This window comes from Demequina sp. NBRC 110053 (assembly GCF_002090095.1).
Taxonomy (GTDB): domain Bacteria; phylum Actinomycetota; class Actinomycetes; order Actinomycetales; family Demequinaceae; genus Demequina.
In genome coordinates this window covers 217473-240731 of record NZ_BBRJ01000003.1, presented here as the reverse complement: position 1 = coordinate 240731, position 23259 = coordinate 217473, and the positions used below count along the sequence as shown (strand labels likewise).

Here is a 23259-nt window from a genome sequence, read left to right as displayed (position 1 = left end):
TCGTGACGGACTCGTCGGTGCCGACGTCGCTCGAGGACGTCCCCTCGTCGCGGCCGGTGCTCGAGACGCTCGAGCGCTTCCACGGCAAGGTGTGGGACGTCGCGAGCGACCGCGTGGACCTGGGCGACGCCGGCGTGGTCACTCGGGACTACGTGCGGCACACGGGCGCGGTCGTGATCGTCGCGCTCGACCCTGACGAGCGCGTCTACCTGGTGCGTCAGTACCGCCACCCCGTCCAAGCGGAGTGCTGGGAGCCCCCGGCCGGCCTGCTCGACCTCGCGGGCGAGGATCCGCTCGAGGCCGCACGGCGCGAGCTGCACGAGGAGGCCGACCTCGCCGCCTCGACGTGGCACACCTTGGTGGACTACTACCCGTCCGGCGGCGGCGTGTCGGAGGCCGTGCGGGTGTTCCTCGCGCGCGACCTCGCCCCCGTGCCCGAGTCCGAGCGCCACGAGCGCGAAGACGAGGAGGCGGACATGATCGGCGCCTGGGTCCCCCTCGACGACGCCGTCGTCGCGATCCTGGAGGGGCGCATTCACGCATCCTCCGCCGTCGCCGGCCTGCTCGCGGCCGACCGCGCGCGCCGCGACGGCTTCGCGGGACTGCGCGACCCCCGGGCGCCGTGGCTGCGCCCGGAGGCGACGCGCCTCACGCGCTGACGTCCGCGCACGCGCCCGTCGACGTCCGCGTGCCTCAACCTCCGTGCCCGTCAAGCTCCCTGCGCGTCAATCTCCCTGGGCGTCGGCGACCTGCGGCTCGAAGCCGGCGTCTCGCAGCGCGCTCACGACCTCGGCCTGATGGTTTTGCCCGCGGGTCTCGACGCTGATCTGGAGCACCACGTCGCCGACGGTGAGGCCCAGGTCGTGCCGGGTGTGCAGCACCTCGATGACGTTCGCGCCCACGCTGGCGAGGATCTCGGACACGCGCGCCAGTTGGCCCGGGCGGTCGGGCAGTGGGATGCGCATGGTCATGTAGCGGCCCGATGCCACGAGACCCAGCGCGATGATGCGCTGCATGAGAAGCGGGTCGATGTTGCCGCCGGACAGGAGCACGGTGGTGGGGCCGGTGGGCTCGATCAGACCGCCGAGGATCGCTGCGACGCCTGCCGCGCCGGCGGGCTCGACCACGAGCTTGGTGCGCTCGAGGACCTCGAGCACCGCGCGCGCAAGATCGTCCTCCTCGACCGTGACGACCTGGTCGACGAGGTCGCGCACGAGGGGGAAGGTGACGTCGCCCGGACGTGCGACGGCGATGCCATCGGCGATGCTCGTGCCGCGCTCGACGGTGGTGGGCTCGCCCTCGGCGAGCGAGGCGGGATAGGACGCAGCGGTCGCCGCCTGCACGCCCACCACTCGCACCGCACGCCCCTCCCGGGCCGCGAGCTCCTTGACGGCGACGGCGATGCCGGCGATGAGCCCGCCGCCGCCCACCGGCACCACGACCGTCTCGACGTCGGGCACGTCCTGCCAGATCTCCAGGCCGATGGTGCCCTGGCCGGCGATGACGTCCGGGTGGTCGAACGGGTGGACCATGACGGCTCCGGTGCGTGCGGCGTGCTCGTGCGCGAGCGCAAGGCACTCCTCGACGGTCGCGCCGTCCGTGAAGACGGTCGCGCCGTAGCCCTTGGTGGCGAGCAGCTTGGGGACGGGGGCGCCCAGCGGCATGAAGATGGTCGCGTCGATCGCGAGCTGCTGCGCCGCGAAGGCGACGCCCTGAGCGTGGTTGCCCGCGGAGGCCGCGACCACGCCGCGCGAGCGCTCGTCCGGCGACAGTCGCGACAGCCGATACGTCGCGCCGCGCAGCTTGAACGAGCCCGTCCGCTGCAGGTTCTCGAGCTTCATCGTGACGGGCACGCCGAGCACGTCGCTCAGGTGCGTCGCGTGGTCGACGGGGGTGCGCTGCGCGATGCCGGCGAGGGCGGCAGCCGCCTGCTCGACGTGGGCGAGCGTCACCTCGTGCGGGCTCATGCGCGCCAGCCTACGCGCGCGTGACGGCGAGGCCGCGGCCGGTGGCCGCGAGCAGATAGTTCAGGGCCGATGCGGCGGCGGTGAAGGCGCCGATCCCCACCAGGTGCAGCGCGACGACGGCCTCGGGCAGGCCGGTGAAGTACTGGACGTAGCCGATGAGCCCCTGCGCGAGCGTGACCGCCACGAGCGCGACCCACGCCTTGCGCACCTCGTCCCGTGCTCCCTCGGAGCGATCGCGGCGCACGCGCCAGACGAGCGCCGCAAGCACGACGATGAAGCCCCACACCGCTGCGGCGTGCGCGCGGGCGATGAGTGCAGGGTCGAGCGCGAGCCGCTCGGTCGCGTCGATGTCGCCTGAGTGGGGCCCCGCGCCGGTCGTGAGCGCGCCGAGCACGAGGATCGTGGCGACCAGCACGACGAGCAGCGCGCGGTGGGCGACCATGGGCGCGCCCTCGCGGCGCGGAGCGCGGCGGTGCGCGAGCGTCAGCCACACCGAGTACCAGACCAGCGCGGTCGACAGCAGCAGGTGCGGCGCAACCACGAGAGGGTGGAGCTCGACCAGCACGGTGATGCCGCCCACGATGGCCTGGAGGATCACGCCGACGCCAGGGACCAGGCCGTACCAGCGCAGGTCGCGGCGGGTGCGCCACACGGAGATCGCGACGCCCAGCGCGACGATCACGAGGACGAATGTCAGCAGCCGATTGCCGAACTCGACGGCGGGGTGGAGCCAGTTCTCCGCGTGGAATACCGGCGTGAAGCTGCCGGGCTCGCACTGCGGCCACGTCGAGCAGCCCAGTCCCGACCCCGTGAGTCGCACCACGCCGCCGGTGACGATGATGCCGGCCTGCGCGACCACGTTGGCCAGCAGGAAGAACCGGGCGCGGCGAGCGATCAGGTCGAGCAGGCGGGTGAGCACCCCACAATCCTAGGTGCCGCGTGTGCGCCACCCGACCCGCGCATCGGCCCGTCCTACGCGACGACGTCGCCCCAGCCGGACCGCCGACAGTCCCGAACAATTGCCGGCCGACGCGCGGCGTTGTCCGCGCAACGGGCGACCATCGCCCGCGTGTCGCGAACCGAGTGTTCGGAACTGTCGCTGGGAACTGTCGGGGAGGAGTCGGAGGGCCGATGCGCGGGTGCCTGTGCGGCGAATTACGCAACGCGCTAGTAAGGCTTCCCTTGCTTGCGAGGGAGTATTTTCGGCACGACAATCGTTCCTAGAAGGACACCCCTCCAGACCTATCTGCGCGACAGACGCTGGACAGCCGTGCGTGAGGAGCGAACCGTGGGAACCGACACCACCCGGGATCGCGTGCTGGGGCTCATCGCCTCTGCCGGTCCCATCACCGCCGCGACCCTCGCGGCGGAGCTCGGCGTGACGCCAGCGGGTGTGCGCCGCCACCTCTCCGCGCTGGCCGACGACTCGCTCATCACCGAGCACGAGCAGCCCGGCACCCACGTTCGCGGGCGCGGGCGTCCGGCGAAGTCGTATGTGGCCACCACGGAGGGCCAGCGCTCGCTGACCACCGCATACTCCTCGGTCGCCGTCGATGCCGTGAGCTTCATGCGCGAGCACGGCAACCTCACCGAGTTCGTGGACGCCAAGCTCGCCGAACTCGAGGCTCGGCTGCGCGCGGCCATGCCCGAGGATGCGACAATGGAGGAGCGCGTCGAGGCGCTGTCCCGCGCTCTGGCCGACCAGGGCTACGCCACCTCCGTGCGACCCGGACCCGGCGGCTACACCGTTCAGCTGTGTCAGGGGCACTGCCCCGTCCAGTCCATCGCCGAGGAGGCACCTGAGTGGTGCGAGGCGGAGACCCGCGCGTTCTCCCGCATCCTCGACGTCCATGTCCAGCGCCTGTCGACCCTGGCAGGCGGAGCCCACGTGTGCACCACCACCATCCCGGTCACTGCGGTGGCCGCCAAGGAAGGATGACCATGAGCACCCCCACCGACAACGCCCCGGTTCAGCAGACCGATGAGGAGATCATCGCGTCGATCGGCGGCTACGAGTACGGCTGGCACGACTCCGATGAGGCCGGCGCGATCGCCGCGCGTGGCCTCAGCGAGGACGTGGTCCGCAACATCTCGGCCCTGAAGAGCGAGCCCGAGTGGATGCTGAACCAGCGCCTCAAGGGCCTCAAGCTGTTCGGCAAGAAGCCCATGCCTCACTGGGGCTCGGACCTGTCGGGCATCGACTTCGACAACATCAAGTACTTCGTGCGCTCCACGGAGAAGCAGGCCACCAGCTGGGAGGACCTGCCCGAGGACATCAAGGCGACCTACGACAAGCTCGGCATCCCCGAGGCGGAGAAGCAGCGCCTGGTCGCCGGCGTCGCCGCGCAGTACGAGTCCGAGGTGGTCTACCACCAGATCCGCGAGGACCTCGAGGAGCAGGGCGTCATCTTCCTCGACACGGACACGGCGCTCAAGGAGCACCCCGAGCTGTTCGAGCAGTACTTCGGCACCGTCATCCCCGCCGGCGACAACAAGTTCGCGGCGCTCAACACTGCCGTGTGGTCGGGCGGATCGTTCGTCTATGTCCCGCCGGGCGTCCACGTCGAGATCCCGCTGCAGGCCTACTTCCGCATCAACACGGAGAACATGGGCCAGTTCGAGCGCACGCTGATCATCGCGGACGAGGGCTCGTACGTGCACTACGTCGAGGGCTGCACCGCGCCCATCTACTCGTCGGACTCGCTGCACTCCGCGGTGGTCGAGATCATCGTGAAGAAGAACGCCCGCGTGCGCTACACGACCATCCAGAACTGGTCGAACAACGTGTACAACCTCGTCACCAAGCGCGCCACGGCCGCCGAGGGCGCCACCATGGAGTGGGTCGACGGCAACATCGGCTCGAAGGTCACCATGAAGTACCCGGCGATCTTCATGCTCGGCGAGCACGCGCGCGGCGAGACGCTGTCCATCGCGTTCGCGGGCGAGGGCCAACACCAGGACGCGGGCGCCAAGATGGTGCACGCCGCCCCCAACACGTCGAGCTCGATCATCTCCAAGTCGGTCGCTCGCGGCGGCGGACGCACGTCCTACCGCGGCCTCGTGCAGGTCCTCGAGGGCGCCAAGAACTCGAAGTCGAACGTGCTGTGCGATGCGCTGCTCGTCGACCAGATCAGCCGGTCCGACACCTACCCGTACGTCGACGTCCGCGAGGACGACGTCCACATGGGCCACGAGGCGACCGTCTCGAAGGTGTCCGAGGACCAGCTGTTCTACCTCATGTCCCGAGGCATGGAGGAAACCGAGGCCATGGCCATGATCGTGCGCGGGTTCGTCGAGCCCATCGCGCGCGAGCTGCCCATGGAGTACGCCCTCGAGCTCAACCGCCTCATCGAGCTGCAGATGGAAGGAAGTGTCGGTTGACCACCACCGATCACTCGCAGGCCACCGCCGACGCCGCGCACAGCCACGGCGACGTCATCCCCGAGGGCTCGCGCGGCGAGCGCTTCACGTCCTTCGACGTGGACGCGTTCGAGATGCCGAGCCCGCGTGACGAGGAGTACCGCTTCTCCGCGCTGCGCGACCTCGCGCCGGTGCTCGACCAGGCGGCCGCTCCCGCTGACGGCGCCGACTACGACGTCACCGCCCCCGAGGGCGTGACGCTCGGCGAGCTCGCCCCCGGGGAGGGGCCTCGCGGCACCGTGCTGGTGCCGGAGGACCGCATCGCCGCCATCGCATCGGCCGGAACCGAGCGTGCGCTGCACGTCAAGGTTCCCGCCAACACGCAGGTCACCGAGCCCATCCGCATCGCGGTGACGGGCAAGGCCACGTCGCGCTCGCACATCGTCCTCGAGGCCGGCCAGTTCGCTGAGGCGACCGTCATCCTCGAGCACCGCGGCACCGGCGCGCACGCCGGCAACGTCGAGGTCGTGACGGGCGACGGGGCGCACCTCAAGGTCGTCTCCATCCAGCAGTGGGACGACGACGCGGTGCACGCCGGCACGCACCACGCCCGCGTGGGCCGCGACGCGACCTACAAGCACGTGGCCGTGTCGCTGGGCGGCAAGGTCGTGCGCCTGGGCGTCACCGCCGAGTACGAGGGCTCGGGCGGCTCCGCGGAGCTGCTGGGCCTGTACTACTCGGACTCGGGCCAGCACCTCGAGCACCGCACGTTCATCGACCACAACGCCCCCAAGTGCCACTCGAACGTGGCCTACAAGGGCGCGCTCGCCGGCAAGACGGCGCGTGCCGTGTGGATCGGCGATGTGCTGATCCGCGCCGCCGCCGAGGGCACGGACACCTACGAGCTCAACCGCAACCTGGTCCTCACGGACGGCGCGCGCGCGGACTCGGTGCCGAACCTCGAGATCGAGACCGGCGAGATCGAGGGTGCGGGACACGCCTCGGCCACGGGCCGCTTCGACGACGAGCAGATGTTCTACCTGCGCTCGCGCGGCATCCCCGAGGACAAGGCTCGCAAGCTCGTGGTCCGCGGCTTCTTCGCCGACCTCATCCACCAGATCGGCGTGCCGGAGGTCGAGGAGGGTCTCATGCGCGAGATCGATCTCGAGCTCGAGCACTACGAGGAGGACTACGCGGAGGAGCAGGCGTGAGCGAGCAGCTCGCCTGCGAGGTGGCCGACCTGGCGCCGGGCTCCGCGCTCCAGGCGGACCTCACGCTCGCCGACGGCTCCGACACCCCCGTCGCGATCGTGCGCTCCGACGACGGCGAGTTCTTCGCCATCGGCGGCATGTGCACGCACGGCGAGGTGCCGCTGGCCGAGGGCGACGTCGAGGGCTGCTACATCGAGTGCTGGGCCCACGGGTCGCGTTTCGACGTGCGCACCGGCCAGCCGGACGAGCTGCCTGCCATGACCCCCGTGGCGACCTACCCGGTCCGCATCGACGGCGAGCGCGTGCTCGTCGACATCGACAACCCCAAGACTTCCTGACAGAACCTGAGAGAGGTACCAACCATGAGCACCCTTGAGATCAAGAACCTCCACGCCTCCGTGGAGACCCCCGAGGGCACCAAGCAGATCCTGAAGGGCGTCGACCTCACCATCAAGTCCGGCGAGACGCACGCCATCATGGGCCCCAACGGCTCCGGCAAGTCCACGCTCGCCTACGCGATCGCGGGCCACCCCAAGTACGAGATCACCGACGGCGAGGTGCTGCTCGACGGCGAGAACGTGCTGGACATGTCCGTCGACGAGCGCGCCAAGGCGGGCCTGTTCCTCGCCATGCAGTACCCGGTCGAGGTTCCCGGCGTGTCCGTGTCGAACTTCCTGCGCACCGCGAAGACCTCGCTCGACGGGGAGGCACCCAAGCTGCGCCACTGGGTCAAAGACGTCAAGCAGTCCATGGAGAACCTGCGCATGGACCCGTCGTTCGCCGAGCGCAACGTCAACGAGGGCTTCTCCGGCGGTGAGAAGAAGCGCCACGAGATCCTCCAGATGGAGCTCCTCCAGCCCAAGATCGCGATCCTCGACGAGACCGACTCCGGCCTCGACGTCGACGCGCTGCGCATCGTCTCCGAGGGCGTCAACCGCGTCACCGAGAACACGGGCCTGGGCGTCATGCTCATCACCCACTACACGCGCATCCTGCGCTACATCAAGCCCGACTACGTCCACGTGTTCGTCAACGGCCGCGTCGCCGAGCAGGGCGGCCCCGAGCTCGCCGAGAGCCTCGAGGCCGAGGGCTACGACCGCTTCCTCGCAAGCGCGTAACCGGAGCAGCTCCATGACCCTCGCCGACGTTCGCGACGACTTCCCGCTCCTGGCCCGCACGGTCAGGGACGGGAAGCCGCTCGTGTACCTCGACTCGGGGGCCACGGCGCAGAAGCCGCGCGCGGTGCTTGACGCCGAGCGCGAGTTCAACGAGCGCCACAACGCGGCCGTGGCGCGGGGCGCGCACTTCCTCGCCGAGGAGGCCACCGGACTGTTCGAGGCAGCGCGCTCCGAGGTCGCGGCCTTCGTCGGCGCTGGCGCCGGCGAGATCGTGTGGGCCGAGAACGCGACGGCGGCGATCAACATCGTGGCCGCCGCGATCGGCAACGCGTCCGCGGGCGTGGGCGGCGAGGAGTCCGCGCGCTTCCGCATCGGTCCAGGCGACGAGATCTGCGTCACCGAGGCCGAGCACCACGCGAACCTGGTCCCGTGGCAGCAGCTCGCCGTCCGCACCGGCGCGACCCTGCGGTGGATCCCCGTGGACGACGACGGCCGCCTGGACCTCGACCACCTCGACTCCGTGGTGACTGAGCGGACCAAGGTGCTCGCGTTCACGCACGCGTCGAACATCACCGGCGTCATCAGCCCGGTCGCGACCCTCGTGGCGCGCGCCAAGGCCGTGGGCGCGCTGACCGTGCTCGACGCGTGCCAGTCCGTGCCGCACCTCGGAGTGGATCTCGCAGGGCTGGACGTGGACTTCGCGGCCTTCAGCGGCCACAAGATGCTCGGTCCCACGGGCATCGGCGCGCTGTACGGGCGCAAGGAACTGCTCGACGCGCTGCCGCCTGCCGTCTTTGGCGGGGGAGCGGTGAAGACTGTCACCATGGAGTCCACGACCTGGCAGGAGGCGCCGATGCGCCACGAGCCGGGCACGCAACCCGTCGCCCAGGCGGTGGGCATGGCGGCAGCGGCCAGGTACCTGACCGCGCTCGGCATGGACGACGTGGCTGCGCACGAGCGTGAGATCGCGGCCATCCTGCGCGAGGGCGTCGCCGAGATTCCCGGCGCTCGCCTGCTGGGCCCGGCGTGGGATGCGGAAGCGACCGACGTCATCGGCCTCGCGGCCGTCTCCATCGACGGCGTGCACCCCCACGATGTGGGCCAGGTGCTCGACGACCGCGGCATCGCGGTGCGCGTGGGCCACCACTGCGGCCAGCCGCTGCACAGGCGCCTGGGCGTCACGGGCTCGACCCGCGCATCGGCGCACGTGTATACGACCACTGACGACGCGCGCGCCTTCGTCGAGGCGCTCGCCACCGTCCCGAGCTTCTTCGGAGTGAGCGCATGAGCAGCCTCGAGCAGATGTACCAGCAGGTCATCATGGACCACGCCCGCGAGGCGCACGGCCGCGGGCTCGCCGATCCTGGATTGATCCAGGTGGGGGAGTCGCATCAGGTCAACACGACGTGCGGCGACGAGGTCACCCTGCGCGTGGGCCTCGACGGCGACCGCGTCGCCTCGCTCACGTGGGAGGGCCAGGGCTGCTCGATCTCGCAGGCCTCCGTCTCCGTGCTGCACGACCTGGTCGAGGACCACACCCTCGCCGAGGCCGAGCAGGCGATGGACGCGTTCCGCGACCTCATGCAGGCCAAGGGCGAGGGCCCGGACGACGACAAGGAGGACCTGCTGGGCGACGCGACGGCGTTCGTCGGAGTGGGCAAGTACCCGGCGCGCATCAAGTGCGCCATGCTGGGATGGATGGCATTCAAGGATGCGTTGATCCAGGCACGAAAGGATGAGTCATGACTGACACGAGTACCAAGACCCCGGCCAACGCCGCGGATGTCGAGGAGGCCATGCGCGACGTCATCGACCCCGAGCTCGGGATCAACGTCGTCGACCTGGGCCTCGTGTACGGCGTCGCGCTCGACGAGAACCAGCACGCCGTGATCGACATGACGCTGACCTCGGCGGCCTGCCCGCTGACCGACGTCATCGAGGACCAGACCGGCCAGGCGCTCGACGGGATCGTCGACGGGTTCCGCATCAACTGGGTGTGGATGCCGCCGTGGGGCCCGGACAAGATCACCGACGACGGCCGCGAGCAGCTGCGCGCGCTGGGCTTCAACGTCTGAGCCTGGTGTAGCCGCCGCGGCCGCGACGCACGTCGCGCTGATCCGCGGCATCAACGTGGGAGGGTGCAATGCCGTGCCCATGGCGGGGTTGCGCGCTTCTCTGGATGCTGTAGCCGGCGTGTCCGAGGTGCAGACGTACATCCAATCGGGGAACGTGGTGCTCTTCGCGCCCGGGCTCGACGAGGCTGGTGTGGTGTCGCTGGTGGAGCGGGTGCTGCTCGACGAGTTCGGCGTCGAGACCGTCGTCGTGGCGATTTCCGCGGCGACGATGCGCGCTGCCGTGGACGATGCGCCCGCTGGCTTCGGCACGGAGCCGGACGAGTATCACTACGACGTCGCCTTCCTGCGCCCTCACGTACGCGAGACCGATGCGGCAGCCGCCTTCGCGCTGCGCGAGGGCGTCGACACGCTGTGGGAGGGGAGTGGCGCGATCTACTTTTGCCGCCTCAGCGCGCAGCGTACGAAGAGCCGCATGAACCGTGTGATGTCCACGCCGTTCTACAAGGACATGACGATCCGCAACTGGCGGACTGCCACCACACTGGCCGAGATGGTCGGCGCGCGGGGTCACGCGGGAACGGCAGTTTCTCGCTGACGGGCTCTCTGCCTGCAAGTGGACGAGCACTCTACGCGTTCTGACGAAACTGCTCAGGAGGGTCACTCGTGGGTGTGCCCGGACGAGAAGTCGCGGTCTGGCGAGCGAAGTGAGAATGATCCACCGGGAAGGCCGGTAGCGAAAGCACAGTGGACGCTCGGTGGCTGTGCGGAGCATTGCAGGTTGACCGCCACAGGCTCTACAGTGCCGCACGGAGGCCAACCATGTACGAGATCAATCTCTATAGCAGCCCGTTTGATGCGGTTGCGGTCGACGCAGAGTCCGTCTCGGTGGCAGATGTGCCTCGCCTTGTCCGCTACGACGAGGACTTCGTCAAGCCGGCGCTGCTGCTAGCCGATCGCACGGTCCTGAAGACGACAAGAGTTGACGCCTATCTCGAAGAGTTTCGTGACTCTTCCGCGGCTACCATGTTGATTCCCGCGCGAGGGTTTGCTTTCTGGATTTCGGAGAGTCGCGATCGGGAGGTCATGGACCTCTTGGGAATACGGGACGAAGACCTGCTCAGTCCCGCGGAAATCGATCACTGGACCAAGTGGTTCAAGCGCGAGGAAGGCGCTCTCAGCGGCAGCGGCGACTCCGTTGACGAATCCGTCGAGTCGTTCAACTTCGCGGAGGCGTTCCGCGAAATGCGACGTCGTGGAGAATCCGACGGACGAGACTTCCTTGATCGCGTCGCGCCACTGTCCTACGCGCGTGCCGCGCACCACCGACAGCTGGCAGATCTGTTTCAGAGCCCGGTGCTGAACGCGCTACCGACGACGACCTTGCGCCAAGACCCGTGGGATCCGACGGTGCGCACACGCTTCCAGGAGCTGCTCGACGAGCGTTCGGGCGAGGACACGGCCCATGCTCGCATGGTTTCTAGCCTCGTTGACTCTGTGGCGTCGTCCCGCGCAGGTGTCATGCTCGATCCTGCAGTGTCTATTGGCCTAGCTACGCGTGGAGTCTCTGGCGAAGACGTGCAGTCCGCACGAAGGCTGGCCGGCGCAGTCGAATTGATGCGAATGGTCGACGGAATTTCGGATCTTCCGGTCGATGAGGTGGTTGACGTCCGTGAGGATCTGGCACCGTACCTGGCCCCATTTCGAGGATTCTTGCTTGATATGAGCGGGAATGTAGACCTCTCTCCCAGCGACGCAGCAGAGAACGCGCGGCGTCTCCAAATATTCTGGGAGGCCGAAGTCTCGACGGCGATCGACGACATGCGAGTGCACGTCGAGCATGCGTCTTTCCGCCGAAACTTACTGGATCTGTTTTCTACCTCCGGTGACACGACCAGGACGGTCGGTACGTCCCTGGGACTGCTAGTTGCATCTGGCTTCGCTGGACTGGAGGTGGTCGGGGCCGCTGCGGCACTCGCCCAGCCAGCGCTTACAGCGCTCATTGGCTCGGTACGTGCCAAGCAACGGGTCGCGAACGATCGCGCCTATTTTGTCCATGCGCTCGGCGTGCGGGACCGACGTCGGCGTTCCTCCTGACGAGCGCTGGGTGCATCTATCAGGCATTCTTCTGTCAGGATGTGACCACCGGTCGCGTACCGGCGTCGGTACTGCGTAGATCGTGTCCTTCGACTCGCGTGTTGCACCGGTGTTGGGCGCTCGGCGTCACGGTATCGGTGAATGGCGTAGCAAGTGCAGATGCATAGCTCCCGAACGGCTATTGCCTATCTCGCCGCGTCGAGTAGGCGTGCGCATCGGCCGTTGACTACAACGTGACCCACCCGCCTGCGAGCGCGATGACACCCACCACGGCGCCTGCAGTCGCCAGCGCGCACAGCACTGCTTCAGGCAAGGTGAAGGCGCGCTTGCCGCGCTCGCGGCGCGCGTAGGCATAGATCGCCGACGCCGGCGCGTAGATGATGAGCGCGAGCAGCACGTACGTGGCCCCCATCGCATACACCAGATAGAGCGCGTAGACAGTTGCGACCAGCGCGGCAGCGAGCGGCCCGGCGATCCGCCGGTCGCCGAGCGCGACTTTGAGCCCGAAGTCGGCGGTCAGCAGGTAGGGCAGGATTGCCAGCGCGCTGGTGAGCTCGAGTGAGAAGTCGAAGGCGCTCTCCGCGGTCATGGCGATCAACAGAAACAATTGCGTGACCAGCGACGTCGCGAGCAGCGCGCGCGTGGGTACGCCGCGGGTGCTCACGTGGTCGAGGAAGCGCGGCGCGTCGCCGCTGCGCGCCGTCATGTAGAGCGACTCGACCGCGAGCAGCGACCACGCGAGGTAGGCGCCGAGCACGGAAACAACGAGTCCGATGCTGATGGCCCACGCGCCCCACGTTCCCACAGCCGCCTCAAGGACCGCCGCGGCGGACGGCTGCCGGAGCTCGGCGAGCTCGGCGCGGGGGAGCACGCCGTAGGACAGCATGGTGACGGACACGAAGATCGCGAGCACCGACAGGAAGCCCAGCACCGTCGCGCGCCCCACGTCCTTGCGGCGCTTGGACCAGCGCGAGTAGACGCTCGCGCCCTCGATGCCGATGAACACGAACACCGTCACGAGCATGGTCGCCCGTACCTGGTCGCCCAGCGACCCGAGGCTCGGGTCGCCCGCGAGGTTGTCGGTGAAGGTGTTCCACGAGAAGCCGCTGAACGCGATGACGACGATGAACAGCGCGAGCGGGACCAGCTTGGCGACGGTCGCGAGGCCATTGATGAGCGTCGCCCGCCGGACCCCGCGCTGGATGATGAGGTGGAACACCCAGATACCCACCGTGCCGAGCGCGAACGCGGCCACGGTGTCGCCCTCGCCGAAGACCGGCGCGATGGTGCCGACCGTCGAGGCGATCAGCACCCAGTAGGTCACGTTGGCGACGCACGCGCTGGTCCAGTATCCGAAGCCCGACAGGAAGCCCACATAGTCGCCGAACCCGGCCTTGGCGTACGCGAAGATGCCCGAGTCGAGATCAGGCCTCACTGTGGCGAGGCGCTGGAACACGAGCGCGAGCGCGAGCATGCCGCCGCCCGCCACGGCCCATGCGACCAGCGCGCCGTAGACGCCGGTGGATCCCGCGAACGACGACGGCAGCGAGTACACGCCCGCGCCGATCATGGTGCCGACCACCATCGCCGTCAGCACGGGGGCGGTGAGCGTGCCGACGCGGGGGTCCGGGGGAGCTTGTTCCGTGCTCGGCTGCGTCATGTGCGCCCCTCGGAGGGATCGTGTGGCGGCCTGGTGCCGTGCGATTCAGCGTATCCCCGTCACCGGAGACTGTCCTGGTAGCAGCGCCCTGGCTCTAGTGCTCCAGCAGCTCAGGTGGCAGCGTGCGCGGCGCGGCCGCGTCAGGGCTCTGCGCGCCGCGGGACGAGCCGCGCATCAGAAGGTCGAAGGCCTCGTCGCGGGTCAGCGCATGGTCGTCGCCCCGTGCCCGAGTCGGTGCGCTCGTCGGCACGGTAGCGCCCTCTGTTGCGGCAGCCGCCTCGGCGGACCGCCGCGGGCGCCGGCCTCGCCTCCGCGCGCCGCGCGAGGTCTCGGCCTGGCCAGCTGCACCGGCCGTCGAGTCCGAACCGGCTCCACCGTGCGCCGCCGCGTCACCGCTCGAGCCAGCCGGCGCATCGGCCGCATCCACGCTGCCACCTCCGTCAAGTCCTCGTGCGGCGGCGGCCTCGCGCTGCGCCTCGGCGCGCTCGGCGCGGCGGTCGGACCGCGACATGCGCGCCTCCTCGGCGATGCCGCGCGCGTGCAGCGCCTGGCCCAGCTGCAGCGCGAAGCCCACGGTGCGCGTGGTGGTGGGAAACACCACGGCGCGCACGGAACGGTCCAGGCCCCGAGCGCGCGCCGCGATCCGCGACTCGAGATAGAGCCGCGCGACCTCGGGCAGGGCGCGCAGCATCAGTGCGAACATCAGGCCCAGCGTCTCGGGCGGCAGGATGAACCGGATGGGCCGCGCTGCGGCGGAGACGAAGTCGAGCATCGCGGCCATCGACGTCGAGCAGGTCACCGCCAGAGCAAGGGCGACCACGGCGATGAGGTCGGCCGCGATGTCGATCGCGCGCGCGTAGTCGCCGCGCCACATGTGCAGGGAGCCCGACAGCGCGGCCACCACGACGGTGCCCATCATCGCGTAGAGCGTGGCCTTGGGCGGCGGCTCGGTCGAGATCAGCAGCAGCAGGCACGCGCCCATGATGCCCAGGGACGTCACCGGATCCTCGATCATCACGGTGGTGACCGAGAGCGCGATCAGCCCGAGCACCTTGAGCCACGTCGGAGCCGCATGGAGCGGGGTCTGACGCGGGCGGTACAGCCCGAGCATCGAGATCACGGGCGATCCCGCCGCGACACCCGCCCGAACATCAGGTCGCGGTAGTACGCGACGGCCTCGGAGGGGGCACCGTCGAAGGCCACGGAGCCCTCGTCGATGACGATGGTCCGCTCGGCGCGCGACGCGGAGTCGAGGTCGTGGGTGACCTCGATGAGCTGCACCGGCAGCGACCGCAGCAAGGCGCCCACGTGCGCGCGCCAGCGCAGATCCAGCAGCGTGGTGGGCTCGTCGGCGATGAGGATGCTGGGAGTAACGGCGAGGACGCCGGCGAGGGCGAGCAGCTGGCGCTGTCCGCCGCTCAGGGCGTTGACGGACACCTCGGCGCGGTCGCCCAGTCCGATCTCGTCGAGGGCGGCGAGCGCCGCGGCCGCGCGCTCGTCCTTCTTGTCGATGGTGCGCCGCAGCGACAGCATCACGTCCTCGACGGCCGTGGGCATGATGAGCTGCGCCGACGGGTCGGTGAAGAGGAAGCCCACCATCCGGCGTACGCGCGGGCCGTGCTTGACCACGTCGAGCCCCTCGACCTCGACCGTGCCCTCCGTGGGCGGGATGAGGCCGTTGATCATCCTCACGAGCGTGGACTTGCCGCCGCCGTTGGCGCCGATGATGGAGACGTGGCGCTCGGTGATCGTCAGCGTGGTCGGCTCGAGGATCGTCACCCCGGAATCAGGCGCGACGACGCTGGCCCCCGTGAACTCGATCATGCGTCAAGGTTAGGCGGTCGAGGACTCCTTGGCGTCCACGGTCTCCGCGACCGGGACACGGCGTCCCGGCAGCAGCTGCGGGTAGGCGCGGTGGATGATGTTCGCCACCACGGCGGCGAGCACCACCTTGATGAGGTCGCCCGGCAGGAACGGGATCACGCCCACGCTGAGCGCGGTCACGCACGTGTCCGAGGTGTCGAGGATGCTCGAGCAGCCTTCGGCCGACTGCCACACCGGCAGGCCCGTGCGCATCGCAAGCCAGGGCACCCCCACCGCGTAGATCACGGGGATCGATGCGAGCCCTGACAGGATGAGCGTCCCCAGGTTGAGCGTCCCGCGACGACGGTTCCACACGGCGAGAGCGCCCACCACGATGGCCGCGAAGGCCATGCCGATGAGGTAGCCGCCGGTCGCGCCGGCGAGCACGCCGATCCCTCCCAGGTTGTTCGCGAAGATGGGCGCGCCCGCGAGCCCCACGACCAGGTAGAGCAGGAAGGCGGCGAAGCCGCGCCACGGCCCGAGCACCAGACCCGCCAGCACCACGGCGAACGTCTGCAGCGTCAGCGGCACGCCGAACGCGAGCGTGATCTCCGGCACCGCCGTCGACGCCGCGATGAACGCGGCGAAGACCGCGATCAGGGCGACGTTGGGTCCGTTGACGTGACGGCGCATCGGCCTCTCCTCCTGATGGGACAATGGGTGTGGCGCACACGCTACCCAGCCGCGCCCGCGCATCGGCCCTGATCCGGCGCCTGTGCGCCAAAGTTGTCGAGACTGCACAAGAACCACGTCGTCACCCGAGGGGGAATTCGTTGATCGCCGCCCAGGAACTGGAGATGCGCATCGGCGCTCGAGTGCTGCTCGAGGCCACGTCCTTCCATGTGAACGCCGGCGACCGCATCGGCCTGGTCGGGCGCAACGGAGCCGGCAAGACCACCCTCACCAAGATCCTGGCGGGTGAGGGACTGCCGTCCGCCGGCAAGGCGATCCAGAAGGGGCGCATCGGCTACCTGCCCCAGGACCCGCGCACCGGCGACCTCGAGCAGCTCGCGATCGACCGCGTGCTCGAGGTGCGCGACCTCGCTGGGCTCGCTGGCAAGATGCGCGAGGCCGAGGAGGCCATGGCGGGTTCGGATGAGGCCGCTCGCGACAGGGCCATGGAGCGCTACCCGCGCCTCGAGGAGCGCTTCCGGGCCGCTGGCGGCTACGCCGCGGAGTCCGAGGCGCAGCGCATCGCCTCCAACCTCGGACTCACCGAGCGCATCCTGAGCCAGCCCCTCGGCACCCTGTCGGGCGGCCAGCGCCGCCGCGTCGAGCTCGCGCGCATCCTCTTCTCCGACGCGGAGACGCTGCTGCTCGACGAGCCCACCAACCACCTCGACGCTGACTCCATCATCTGGCTGCGCACCTTCCTGTCGCAGTACAGCGGCGGACTCATCGTCATCTCGCACGACGTCGACCTGATTCGCACCGTGGTCAACAAGGTCTTCCACCTCGACGCCAACCGCGGCGCGATCGACCAGTACGCGATGGGCTGGAACCTCTATCTCAAGCAGCGCGAGGACGACGAGCGGCGCCGCCACCGCGAGCGCGCCAACGCGGAGAAGAAGGCGTCCGCGCTCATGACGCAGGCCAACAAGATGCGCGCCTCCGCGACCAAGGCCGTCGCCGCGCAGCAGATGATCAAGCGCGCCGAGCGCATGCTCGCCGAGACCGAGGGGGAGCGCCAGTCCGACCGCGTGGCCGCGCTGCGGTTCCCCACGCCGGCGCCGTGCGGCAAGACGCCGCTCACTGCGCAGGGCCTGTCCAAGAACTACGGCTCGCTCGAGGTGTTCACGGACGTGGACCTCGCGATCGACCGCGGCTCCAAGGTGGTGGTGCTGGGCCTCAACGGCGCCGGCAAGACCACCCTGCTGCGGCTGCTGGGCGGCGTCGAGGAGGCCGACACGGGCACCGTCGACGCCGGGCACGGGCTCAAGCTGGGCTATTACGCCCAGGAGCACGACACGCTCGACCTGGACGCCACGGTGCAGGAGAACATGCGCCACGCCGCTCCCGACCTCGACGACGCGGGGGTGCGCGGCGTGCTGGGCTCGTTCCTGTTCAGCGGCGACGACGCCGACAAGCCCGCGCGGGTGCTGTCCGGCGGCGAGAAGACCAGGCTCGCGCTCGCGACGCTGGTGGTGTCCCAGGCCAACGTGCTGCTGCTCGACGAGCCCACGAACAACCTGGACCCCGCTTCGCGCGCCGAGATCCTCAATGCTCTCAACTCTTACGAGGGTGCCGTCGTGCTCGTGACGCACGATGAGGGCGCCGTGGATGCGCTCGAGCCCGAGCGGGTGCTGCTGCTTCCGGACGCGGTCGAGGACCTCTGGAACAGCTCCTATCGCGACCTGATCTCGCTGGCGTGACCCCGCCTCTTGGCGCGCGAGTTGGGCCCAACTCGCTCATCTAAGCGCTTAGGCGCGCGAGTTGGGCCCAATTCGCGCACCTGACGGAGGGCTAGAGAGCGTCCTCGATCTCCTCGTCGCTGAGCCGCCTCCGGCGCGGCTTGGTCTGCTTCGACTTGACTGCGGCCGATGCGCGGGCCGGCTCGGCGCCGCCGTCACCTTCGGCGTGGAGCCGCGCGTCGCGCCGCAGCAGCAGCACGCCGCCGACGGGCGCCATGGCCGCGAACAGCCACCACTGCCACGCGTACGCGAGATGCGGGCCGAGCGTCAGCGCAGGCAGCGGCACCGGCTCGCCCACGGCGGCGGGGGAGCACGTGCCGGCCTCGCACAGCTCGCGCAGCATCACGTAGCCCGGCACGGGCTCGTGCGCAGGCTCCGGCAGCTGCTCGGGCGCGATGCGCGTCACCGACCGCGCCGTGGGCTCCTTGCCGTCGTCGGGCTCCCATGCGCGCAGGACCCCCGTCACGGTCACGGGTGTCGCGGAATCGAGCGTGGGCACCGCGGGATCCTCGTTCGGCCCCGGCCGAGGGATCCAGCCCAGGCTCACCTGCAGGGAGCGTCCATCGTCGGTGTCGAGCCACGCGAGATACTGCCACGCCGGCGTGCCGTCGACGGGCCGCGACCGCAGGACCACCAGGGAGTCGGGAGCGAACGTGCCCATGGCGGTGACGGTGCGCCACTCGGCGCCGTCCGGAAGCTCGTCGGCTCCCGCAGGCACCACCTGCGCCACGGACGCCGGCGCCTCCTGGACGGCCGCGTCGAAGGCGGCCCGCGCATCGGCGCGTTCGACATGCCTGCCGTGCTGCCAGAAGCCCAGCATCACCGCGACCGCGCTCACCGCGAGGCACACCGCCATGGTCGCGATGATCCGCAGGACGGAAGGGTGGTGGCTGGACACCCCCCGATGCTAGTCGCGACACGTGCGCCCTCCGCCCGTGGACTACCGTTGCCACCATGTCTCGACACGTCCTCGTCACCGGAGCCAACCGCGGCATCGGCCGCTCGATCGCCGAGCGGTTCGTCGCCGCCGGCTACACCGTCTCGTCCCTCCACCGCAGCGGCACGCTGCCTGACGGCGTCGATGGCGAGATCGCGGACATCACGGACTCGGAGGCCGTCAACGCCGCCTTCGATGCGCTCGAGGAGCGCCACGGCCGCGTCGAGGTCCTGGTCGCCAACGCCGGCATCACCCGTGACGGCCTCCTTATGCGCATGACGGACGAGGACTTCTCCGACGTGCTCGACACCAACCTCACCGGCACGTTCCGGTGCGTGCGCCGCGCCTCGCAGTCGATGATCCGGCAGCGGTTCGGGCGCATCGTGCTCGTGGGATCGGTCGTGGGTCTCATGGGCAACCCCGGCCAGGTCAACTACTCGTCGTCCAAGTCCGCGCTCGTGGGCTTGGCGCGGTCCATCACGCGCGAGCTGGGCGCCCGAGGCATCACCGCCAACGTCATCGCGCCGGGCTTCATCACCACCGACATGACGGCGGAGCTGGCCGAGGACACGGTCAAGCAGTACGAGGCGACCATCCCCGCGAAGCGGTTCGGCAGCGCCGACGAGGTCGCCGCCGCGGCGCTGTTCCTGGCGTCAGAGGACGCCGGCTACGTCTCCGGTGCCGTCATCCCGGTCGACGGCGGCCTTGGGATGGGGCATTAGCGCCGATGCGCGTGCCGGGTTCCCGGGGCACGCCCGGCATGCGGTGAGGGTCGCCGCCCGACCCCGCTAGGCTTCGAGCCATGGGAATCCTTGATGGCAAGAATGTCCTCGTCACCGGCGTCCTCACTGAAGGCTCGATCGCGTTCGAAGTCGCGCGCCTGAGCCAGGAGCAGGGCGCGACCGTGGTCCTCACCGGAGTGGGCCGCACCCTCAAGATCACGCAGGCCATGGGCCGCCGGCTCCCCGTCGCGGCACCCGTGGTCGAGCTCGACGTGACCAACCCCGAGCACCTCGGAGCCCTGGCGGACCAGGTCAAGGAGCACGTGCCGCACCTCGACGGCGTGGTCCACTCGATCGGCTTCGCCCCCCAGAGCGTGATGGGCGGCAACTTCATGTCCGGCGAGTGGGAGGACGTGGCCACGGCCATGCAGATCTCCGCGTACTCGCTCAAGGCCCTCGCTCAGGCCGCCGCGCCGCTGATGAGCAACGGCGGGTCGATCGTGGGGCTCACCTTCGACGGCCGCTATGCGTGGCCTGTCTATGACTGGATGGGCGTGGCCAAGGCCGCGTTCGAGGCCGTGAACCGCTACGTCGCGCGCGACCTCGGGCCGCAGGGCATCCGCTGCAACGTTGTGTCGGCCGGTCCCATCAAGACCACGGCAGCGCGCAACATCCCCGGCTTCGACCAGATGGAGGGCGTGTGGTCGCAGCGCGCGCCCCTGGGCTGGGACTCCGAGGCCACCGAGCCCACCGCGAAGGCCGTCACCGCGCTGCTGAGCGACTGGTTCCCCGCGACCACCGGCGAGATGATCCATGTGGACGGTGGCGTCCACGCGATGGGACAGTGAAGCCATGCCGACGTTGATCATCGCCCGTCACGCCAAGGCCGAGGCGCCCGCACCTGGCCTCCAGGACATGGAACGCACGCTCGCCCTCATCGGACGGAAGGCGTCCACCAAGCTTGGGCAGGAGCTCGCCGCCGCGAGCCTCGCGCCGCAGGTCGCGCTGGTGTCTCCGGCGACCCGCACGCAGCAGACCTGGAAGCTGATGTCCGCAGCCCTCGAGGGAGTCGACACCCGCACGGTGGACGGGCTCTACGAGACGGACGTCGAGGGCCTCCTGAGCGTGGCGCGCGAGCTCGAGGACGTCGAGGTGGCCGTGATGGTCGGGCACGAGCCCACGTCCTCGGCCGCTGCGGCCTACGTCGCGGGCCCGGGCTCGAGCACCGACGCGCTCAAGAGCATCGCCCAAGGACTGTCCACCGGCACGGCCGCCGTGCTCGAGTTCGACGGCCCGTGGGACTCGCTGGGCTCGCGCACCGCGCGCCTCACCGCCGTCATCTCCGGCCGCGACGTCGAGTAGCAGCCGCAGGCGCGGCGCGACCTTCGAGAGGGGCCCATGGCGACGGAGCACGACTCGCTCGACGGCTTCATCGGCGACTTCATCCGGCGCCAGCCGATGTTCTTCGTCGCGACCGCAGCGGCCGATGGCCTGGTCAACGTGTCTCCCAAGGGAGGCGCGGGCACCCTCGTGGTGCTGGACGACCGCCGCGTCGCCTACCTCGACCTCACCGGCTCGGGCTCCGAGACCATCGCCCACGTGCGGGCGTTGAACCGCATCACGCTCATGTGGTGCGCGTTCGACGGCCCGCCGATGATCGCCCGCATCCACGGCACGGCAGAGGTGATCACGCGCGACAGCGACGCGTGGGGCGAGATGGCGGCACTCTTCCCCGACCTGCCCGGCGCGCGCGCCATCGTGGTCGTCACCGCCGACCGCATCAGCGACTCCTGCGGGATGTCCGTGCCCGAGATGACCTACGAGCGCGACCGCGAGCAGCTCAACCGCTGGGCACGAGGGAAGGGCCCCGACGGCCTCCGCGACTACTGGCAGCGCAAGAACGCGACAAGCCTCGACGGGCTGCCTGCGCTCGCGCCGCACGAGCGCGTCTGAGGGACCTCAGCGCTCGATGACGTCGAGCACGTCCGCGAGGGACGGGGAGTTCACCGCCACGTCCGCCTGAGCCTGCACGATGGCCTTCGCATTGAACGCGACGCCCAGCCCCGCAGCCGCGAGCATGTCCAGGTCGTTGGCGCCGTCGCCCACGGCCACCGCATCGGCCGTGTGGATGCCCAGCTCGTCGCAGTACTCGCGCAGCGCCGTCGCCTTGGCGGCGCGATCGATGACGGGTCCCGTCGTGCGGCCCGTGAGCTGCCCGTCGGCCACTTCGAGCCGGTTCGCGCGGAAGCGGGTGATGCCCAGTCGCCCGGCGAGCGGCTCGACCACCTCGGCGAATCCGCCGGACACCAGCGCGGCGGTCCATCCCTCGGCCTGCAGGGTGCCGATCAGCTCTTCCGCCCCGGTCGTGAAGCGCACCTCGTCCAGGACGTCCGCGAACACGGTGTCGGGAACGCCCGCGAGCGTCGCGACCCGCTGACGCAGGGACTCGGCGAAGTCGATCGAGCCGCGCATCGCGGCCTCCGTGACGGCCGCGACCTGCTCCTCGGTGCCTGCGCGCGCGGCGATCATCTCGATGACCTCGGACGTGATGAGGGTGGAGTCCACGTCGAGGACGATGAGCCGTCCGCTCATGCGGTGACGATGGTGCCCTTGGGCACGACGGTGATGCCGGACTCCGTCACGGTGTAGCCGCGCTCGATGTCGGACTGACGATCGATGCCGATGCGCGCGCCCTCCTCGACCACGACGTTCTTGTCGAGGATCGCGCGGTGCACCTGGGCATGACGGTTGACGATCACGTGGTCCAGCAGCACGGAGTCGGACACGGTCGACCACGAGTGCAAGCGCACACCCGGGGACAGCACGGAGCCCGTGACGGTCGCGCCCGAGACGATCACGCCCGGCGACACGATCGAGTCCGCCGCGTGGCCGAGGCGGCCCTCCTCGGAGTGGATGAACTTCGCGGGAGGCTCAGTGATGAGGCCCTGGTGCAGCGGCCACTCGTGGTTGTAGACGTTGAACACCGGCTGCACGGCGATGAGGTCCAGGTGGGCCTCGTAGTAGGAGTCGATGGTCCCCACGTCGCGCCAGTAGTCGCGATCCCTGTCGGTCGAGCCGGGGACGTCGTTCTCCACGAAGTCGTAGAAGCCGCACGTGCCCTTGTCGACGAAGTACGGGACGATGTCGCCGCCCATGTCGTGCTTGGAGGACTCGTTCTCCGCGTCCGCCTTGAGCGCCTCGAGCAGCGGCTCGACGGACGCGACGTAGTTGCCCATCGACGCGAGCACCTCGCTGGGCGAGTCCGGCAGGCCCTCCGGGTCCTTGGGCTTCTCGAGGAAGGCCTTGATCATGCCGGGGTTGTCCTTGTCCACGTCGATCACGCCGAACTGGTCGGCGAGGCCGATGGGCTGGCGGATGCCGGCGACGGAGAACTCCGCGCCGGTCTCGATGTGCTTGTCGACCATCTGCGAGAAGTCCATGCGGTACACGTGGTCCGCGCCCACGATCACGACGATGTCGGGGCTCTCGTCCTCGATGATGTTGACGGTCTGGTAGATCGCATCCGCGCTGCCCAGGTACCAGTGCTTGCCCCGGCGCTGCTGCGCGGGGACGGGCGCGACGTAGTTGCCGAGCAGGGGCGACATGCGCCAGGTCCGCGCGATGTGGCGGTCCATCGAATGCGACTTGTACTGCGTGAGCACCACGATGTGCAGGTAGCGCGAGTTGACGAGGTTCGACAACGCGAAGTCCACGAGCCGGTAGGTGCCGCCGAACGGGACGGCGGGCTTGGCGCGGGCGGCGGTGAGGGGCATCAGGCGCTTGCCCTCACCTCCGGCGAGGACGATGGCGAGGACTTTGGGCGCTGGCATGCGACCAGCAT

The 23259-nt window shown here is 69.7% G+C and carries 25 protein-coding genes; 16 read left to right on the top strand and 9 right to left on the bottom strand.

Annotated elements, in window-relative coordinates:
* Positions 1-2 precede the first annotated feature (2 nt).
* Positions 3-659 carry an NUDIX hydrolase gene (locus B7K22_RS10270; RefSeq protein WP_084040159.1) on the top strand — a complete coding sequence of 219 codons (657 nt, stop codon included), beginning with the start codon at positions 3-5 and terminating at the stop codon, positions 657-659.
* A gap of 66 nt (positions 660-725) precedes the next feature.
* Here B7K22_RS10270 and ilvA read toward each other — a convergent pair whose 3' ends face one another.
* Entirely contained in the window at positions 726-1967 is a 1242-nt protein-coding gene (gene ilvA, locus B7K22_RS10265; RefSeq protein ID WP_084040158.1) for a threonine ammonia-lyase, read from the bottom strand.
* Between the two features lie 10 nt (positions 1968-1977).
* On the bottom strand, positions 1978-2886 hold the full coding sequence (locus B7K22_RS10260; protein ID WP_084040157.1) for a heme A synthase: 909 nt from the start codon (positions 2884-2886) through the stop codon (positions 1978-1980).
* Positions 2887-3255: 369 nt separating this feature from the next.
* Between B7K22_RS10260 and B7K22_RS10255 the strand changes: the two genes are divergently transcribed.
* The 10 genes from B7K22_RS10255 (at position 3256) to B7K22_RS10210 (ending at position 11825) form a co-directional block, all read left to right on the top strand.
* The gene (locus B7K22_RS10255; RefSeq protein WP_084040156.1) at positions 3256-3906 is read left to right on the top strand and encodes a metalloregulator ArsR/SmtB family transcription factor; all 651 of its coding nucleotides are present in this window, start codon (positions 3256-3258) and stop codon (positions 3904-3906) included.
* Positions 3907-3908: 2 nt separating this feature from the next.
* Entirely contained in the window at positions 3909-5348 is a 1440-nt protein-coding gene (gene sufB, locus B7K22_RS10250) for a Fe-S cluster assembly protein SufB (RefSeq protein ID WP_084040489.1), read from the top strand.
* Positions 5345-6538: a Fe-S cluster assembly protein SufD gene (gene sufD, locus B7K22_RS10245; protein ID WP_234983459.1), complete on the top strand. Its 1194-nt coding sequence runs from the start codon at positions 5345-5347 to the stop codon at positions 6536-6538. Before sufB ends, sufD begins: the two co-directional genes overlap by 4 nt.
* Positions 6535-6876 (top strand): non-heme iron oxygenase ferredoxin subunit, encoded by a 342-nt coding sequence (locus B7K22_RS10240; protein WP_084040155.1) that lies wholly within the window; start codon positions 6535-6537, stop codon positions 6874-6876. The genes sufD and B7K22_RS10240 overlap by 4 nt, the downstream gene beginning before the upstream one ends.
* Positions 6877-6900: 24 nt before the next feature.
* Positions 6901-7656, top strand: a complete 756-nt coding sequence (gene sufC, locus B7K22_RS10235; protein WP_084040154.1) for a Fe-S cluster assembly ATPase SufC — start codon at positions 6901-6903, stop codon at positions 7654-7656.
* Between the two features lie 13 nt (positions 7657-7669).
* The gene (locus B7K22_RS10230) at positions 7670-8944 is read left to right on the top strand and encodes a SufS family cysteine desulfurase (protein ID WP_084040153.1); all 1275 of its coding nucleotides are present in this window, start codon (positions 7670-7672) and stop codon (positions 8942-8944) included.
* Positions 8941-9402, top strand: coding sequence for a Fe-S cluster assembly sulfur transfer protein SufU (gene sufU, locus B7K22_RS10225; RefSeq protein WP_084040152.1), 462 nt, complete (start codon positions 8941-8943; stop codon positions 9400-9402). The genes B7K22_RS10230 and sufU overlap by 4 nt, the downstream gene beginning before the upstream one ends.
* Positions 9399-9731 (top strand): metal-sulfur cluster assembly factor, encoded by a 333-nt coding sequence (locus B7K22_RS10220; protein WP_084040151.1) that lies wholly within the window; start codon positions 9399-9401, stop codon positions 9729-9731. The genes sufU and B7K22_RS10220 overlap by 4 nt, the downstream gene beginning before the upstream one ends.
* Positions 9732-9768: 37 nt before the next feature.
* The gene (locus B7K22_RS10215; RefSeq protein ID WP_084040150.1) at positions 9769-10326 is read left to right on the top strand and encodes a DUF1697 domain-containing protein; all 558 of its coding nucleotides are present in this window, start codon (positions 9769-9771) and stop codon (positions 10324-10326) included.
* 224 nt (positions 10327-10550) lie between these two features.
* Positions 10551-11825 carry a hypothetical protein gene (locus tag B7K22_RS10210; RefSeq protein WP_084040149.1) on the top strand — a complete coding sequence of 425 codons (1275 nt, stop codon included), beginning with the start codon at positions 10551-10553 and terminating at the stop codon, positions 11823-11825.
* 226 nt (positions 11826-12051) lie between these two features.
* Here B7K22_RS10210 and B7K22_RS10205 read toward each other — a convergent pair whose 3' ends face one another.
* The 4 genes from B7K22_RS10205 to B7K22_RS10190 form a co-directional block, all read right to left on the bottom strand.
* The gene (locus tag B7K22_RS10205) at positions 12052-13485 is read right to left on the bottom strand and encodes a basic amino acid/polyamine antiporter (protein ID WP_084040148.1); all 1434 of its coding nucleotides are present in this window, start codon (positions 13483-13485) and stop codon (positions 12052-12054) included.
* Positions 13486-13579: 94 nt separating this feature from the next.
* Positions 13580-14605: an energy-coupling factor transporter transmembrane protein EcfT gene (locus B7K22_RS10200; RefSeq protein ID WP_084040147.1), complete on the bottom strand. Its 1026-nt coding sequence runs from the start codon at positions 14603-14605 to the stop codon at positions 13580-13582.
* Positions 14602-15309 carry an energy-coupling factor ABC transporter ATP-binding protein gene (locus tag B7K22_RS10195; RefSeq protein WP_084040146.1) on the bottom strand — a complete coding sequence of 236 codons (708 nt, stop codon included), beginning with the start codon at positions 15307-15309 and terminating at the stop codon, positions 14602-14604. Before B7K22_RS10195 ends, B7K22_RS10200 begins: the two co-directional genes overlap by 4 nt.
* 9 nt (positions 15310-15318) lie before the next feature.
* Positions 15319-15981: a biotin transporter BioY gene (locus B7K22_RS10190; protein WP_159448840.1), complete on the bottom strand. Its 663-nt coding sequence runs from the start codon at positions 15979-15981 to the stop codon at positions 15319-15321.
* Positions 15982-16121: 140 nt separating this feature from the next.
* On the opposite strand from B7K22_RS10190, the gene B7K22_RS10185 reads away from it, so the two are divergent.
* On the top strand, positions 16122-17720 hold the full coding sequence (locus B7K22_RS10185; RefSeq protein ID WP_084040144.1) for an ABC-F family ATP-binding cassette domain-containing protein: 1599 nt from the start codon (positions 16122-16124) through the stop codon (positions 17718-17720).
* 91 nt (positions 17721-17811) lie between these two features.
* Here B7K22_RS10185 and B7K22_RS10180 read toward each other — a convergent pair whose 3' ends face one another.
* On the bottom strand, positions 17812-18657 hold the full coding sequence (locus B7K22_RS10180; RefSeq protein WP_084040143.1) for an SURF1 family protein: 846 nt from the start codon (positions 18655-18657) through the stop codon (positions 17812-17814).
* Between the two features lie 56 nt (positions 18658-18713).
* On the opposite strand from B7K22_RS10180, the gene fabG reads away from it, so the two are divergent.
* From fabG to B7K22_RS10160, 4 genes are all read left to right on the top strand, one after another.
* On the top strand, positions 18714-19418 hold the full coding sequence (fabG, locus tag B7K22_RS10175; RefSeq protein WP_084040142.1) for a 3-oxoacyl-ACP reductase FabG: 705 nt from the start codon (positions 18714-18716) through the stop codon (positions 19416-19418).
* A gap of 80 nt (positions 19419-19498) precedes the next feature.
* The gene (gene fabI / locus B7K22_RS10170; RefSeq protein ID WP_084040141.1) at positions 19499-20266 is read left to right on the top strand and encodes an enoyl-ACP reductase FabI; all 768 of its coding nucleotides are present in this window, start codon (positions 19499-19501) and stop codon (positions 20264-20266) included.
* A gap of 4 nt (positions 20267-20270) precedes the next feature.
* Positions 20271-20780 carry a histidine phosphatase family protein gene (locus B7K22_RS10165; protein WP_159448839.1) on the top strand — a complete coding sequence of 170 codons (510 nt, stop codon included), beginning with the start codon at positions 20271-20273 and terminating at the stop codon, positions 20778-20780.
* Between the two features lie 36 nt (positions 20781-20816).
* Positions 20817-21371 carry a pyridoxamine 5'-phosphate oxidase family protein gene (locus B7K22_RS10160; RefSeq protein WP_084040139.1) on the top strand — a complete coding sequence of 185 codons (555 nt, stop codon included), beginning with the start codon at positions 20817-20819 and terminating at the stop codon, positions 21369-21371.
* 6 nt (positions 21372-21377) lie between these two features.
* Here B7K22_RS10160 and serB read toward each other — a convergent pair whose 3' ends face one another.
* The gene (serB, locus tag B7K22_RS10155; protein ID WP_084040138.1) at positions 21378-22010 is read right to left on the bottom strand and encodes a phosphoserine phosphatase SerB; all 633 of its coding nucleotides are present in this window, start codon (positions 22008-22010) and stop codon (positions 21378-21380) included.
* The gene (gene glgC / locus B7K22_RS10150; protein WP_084040487.1) at positions 22007-23248 is read right to left on the bottom strand and encodes a glucose-1-phosphate adenylyltransferase; all 1242 of its coding nucleotides are present in this window, start codon (positions 23246-23248) and stop codon (positions 22007-22009) included. The genes serB and glgC overlap by 4 nt, the downstream gene beginning before the upstream one ends.
* Between the last annotated feature and the right edge of the window lie 11 nt (positions 23249-23259).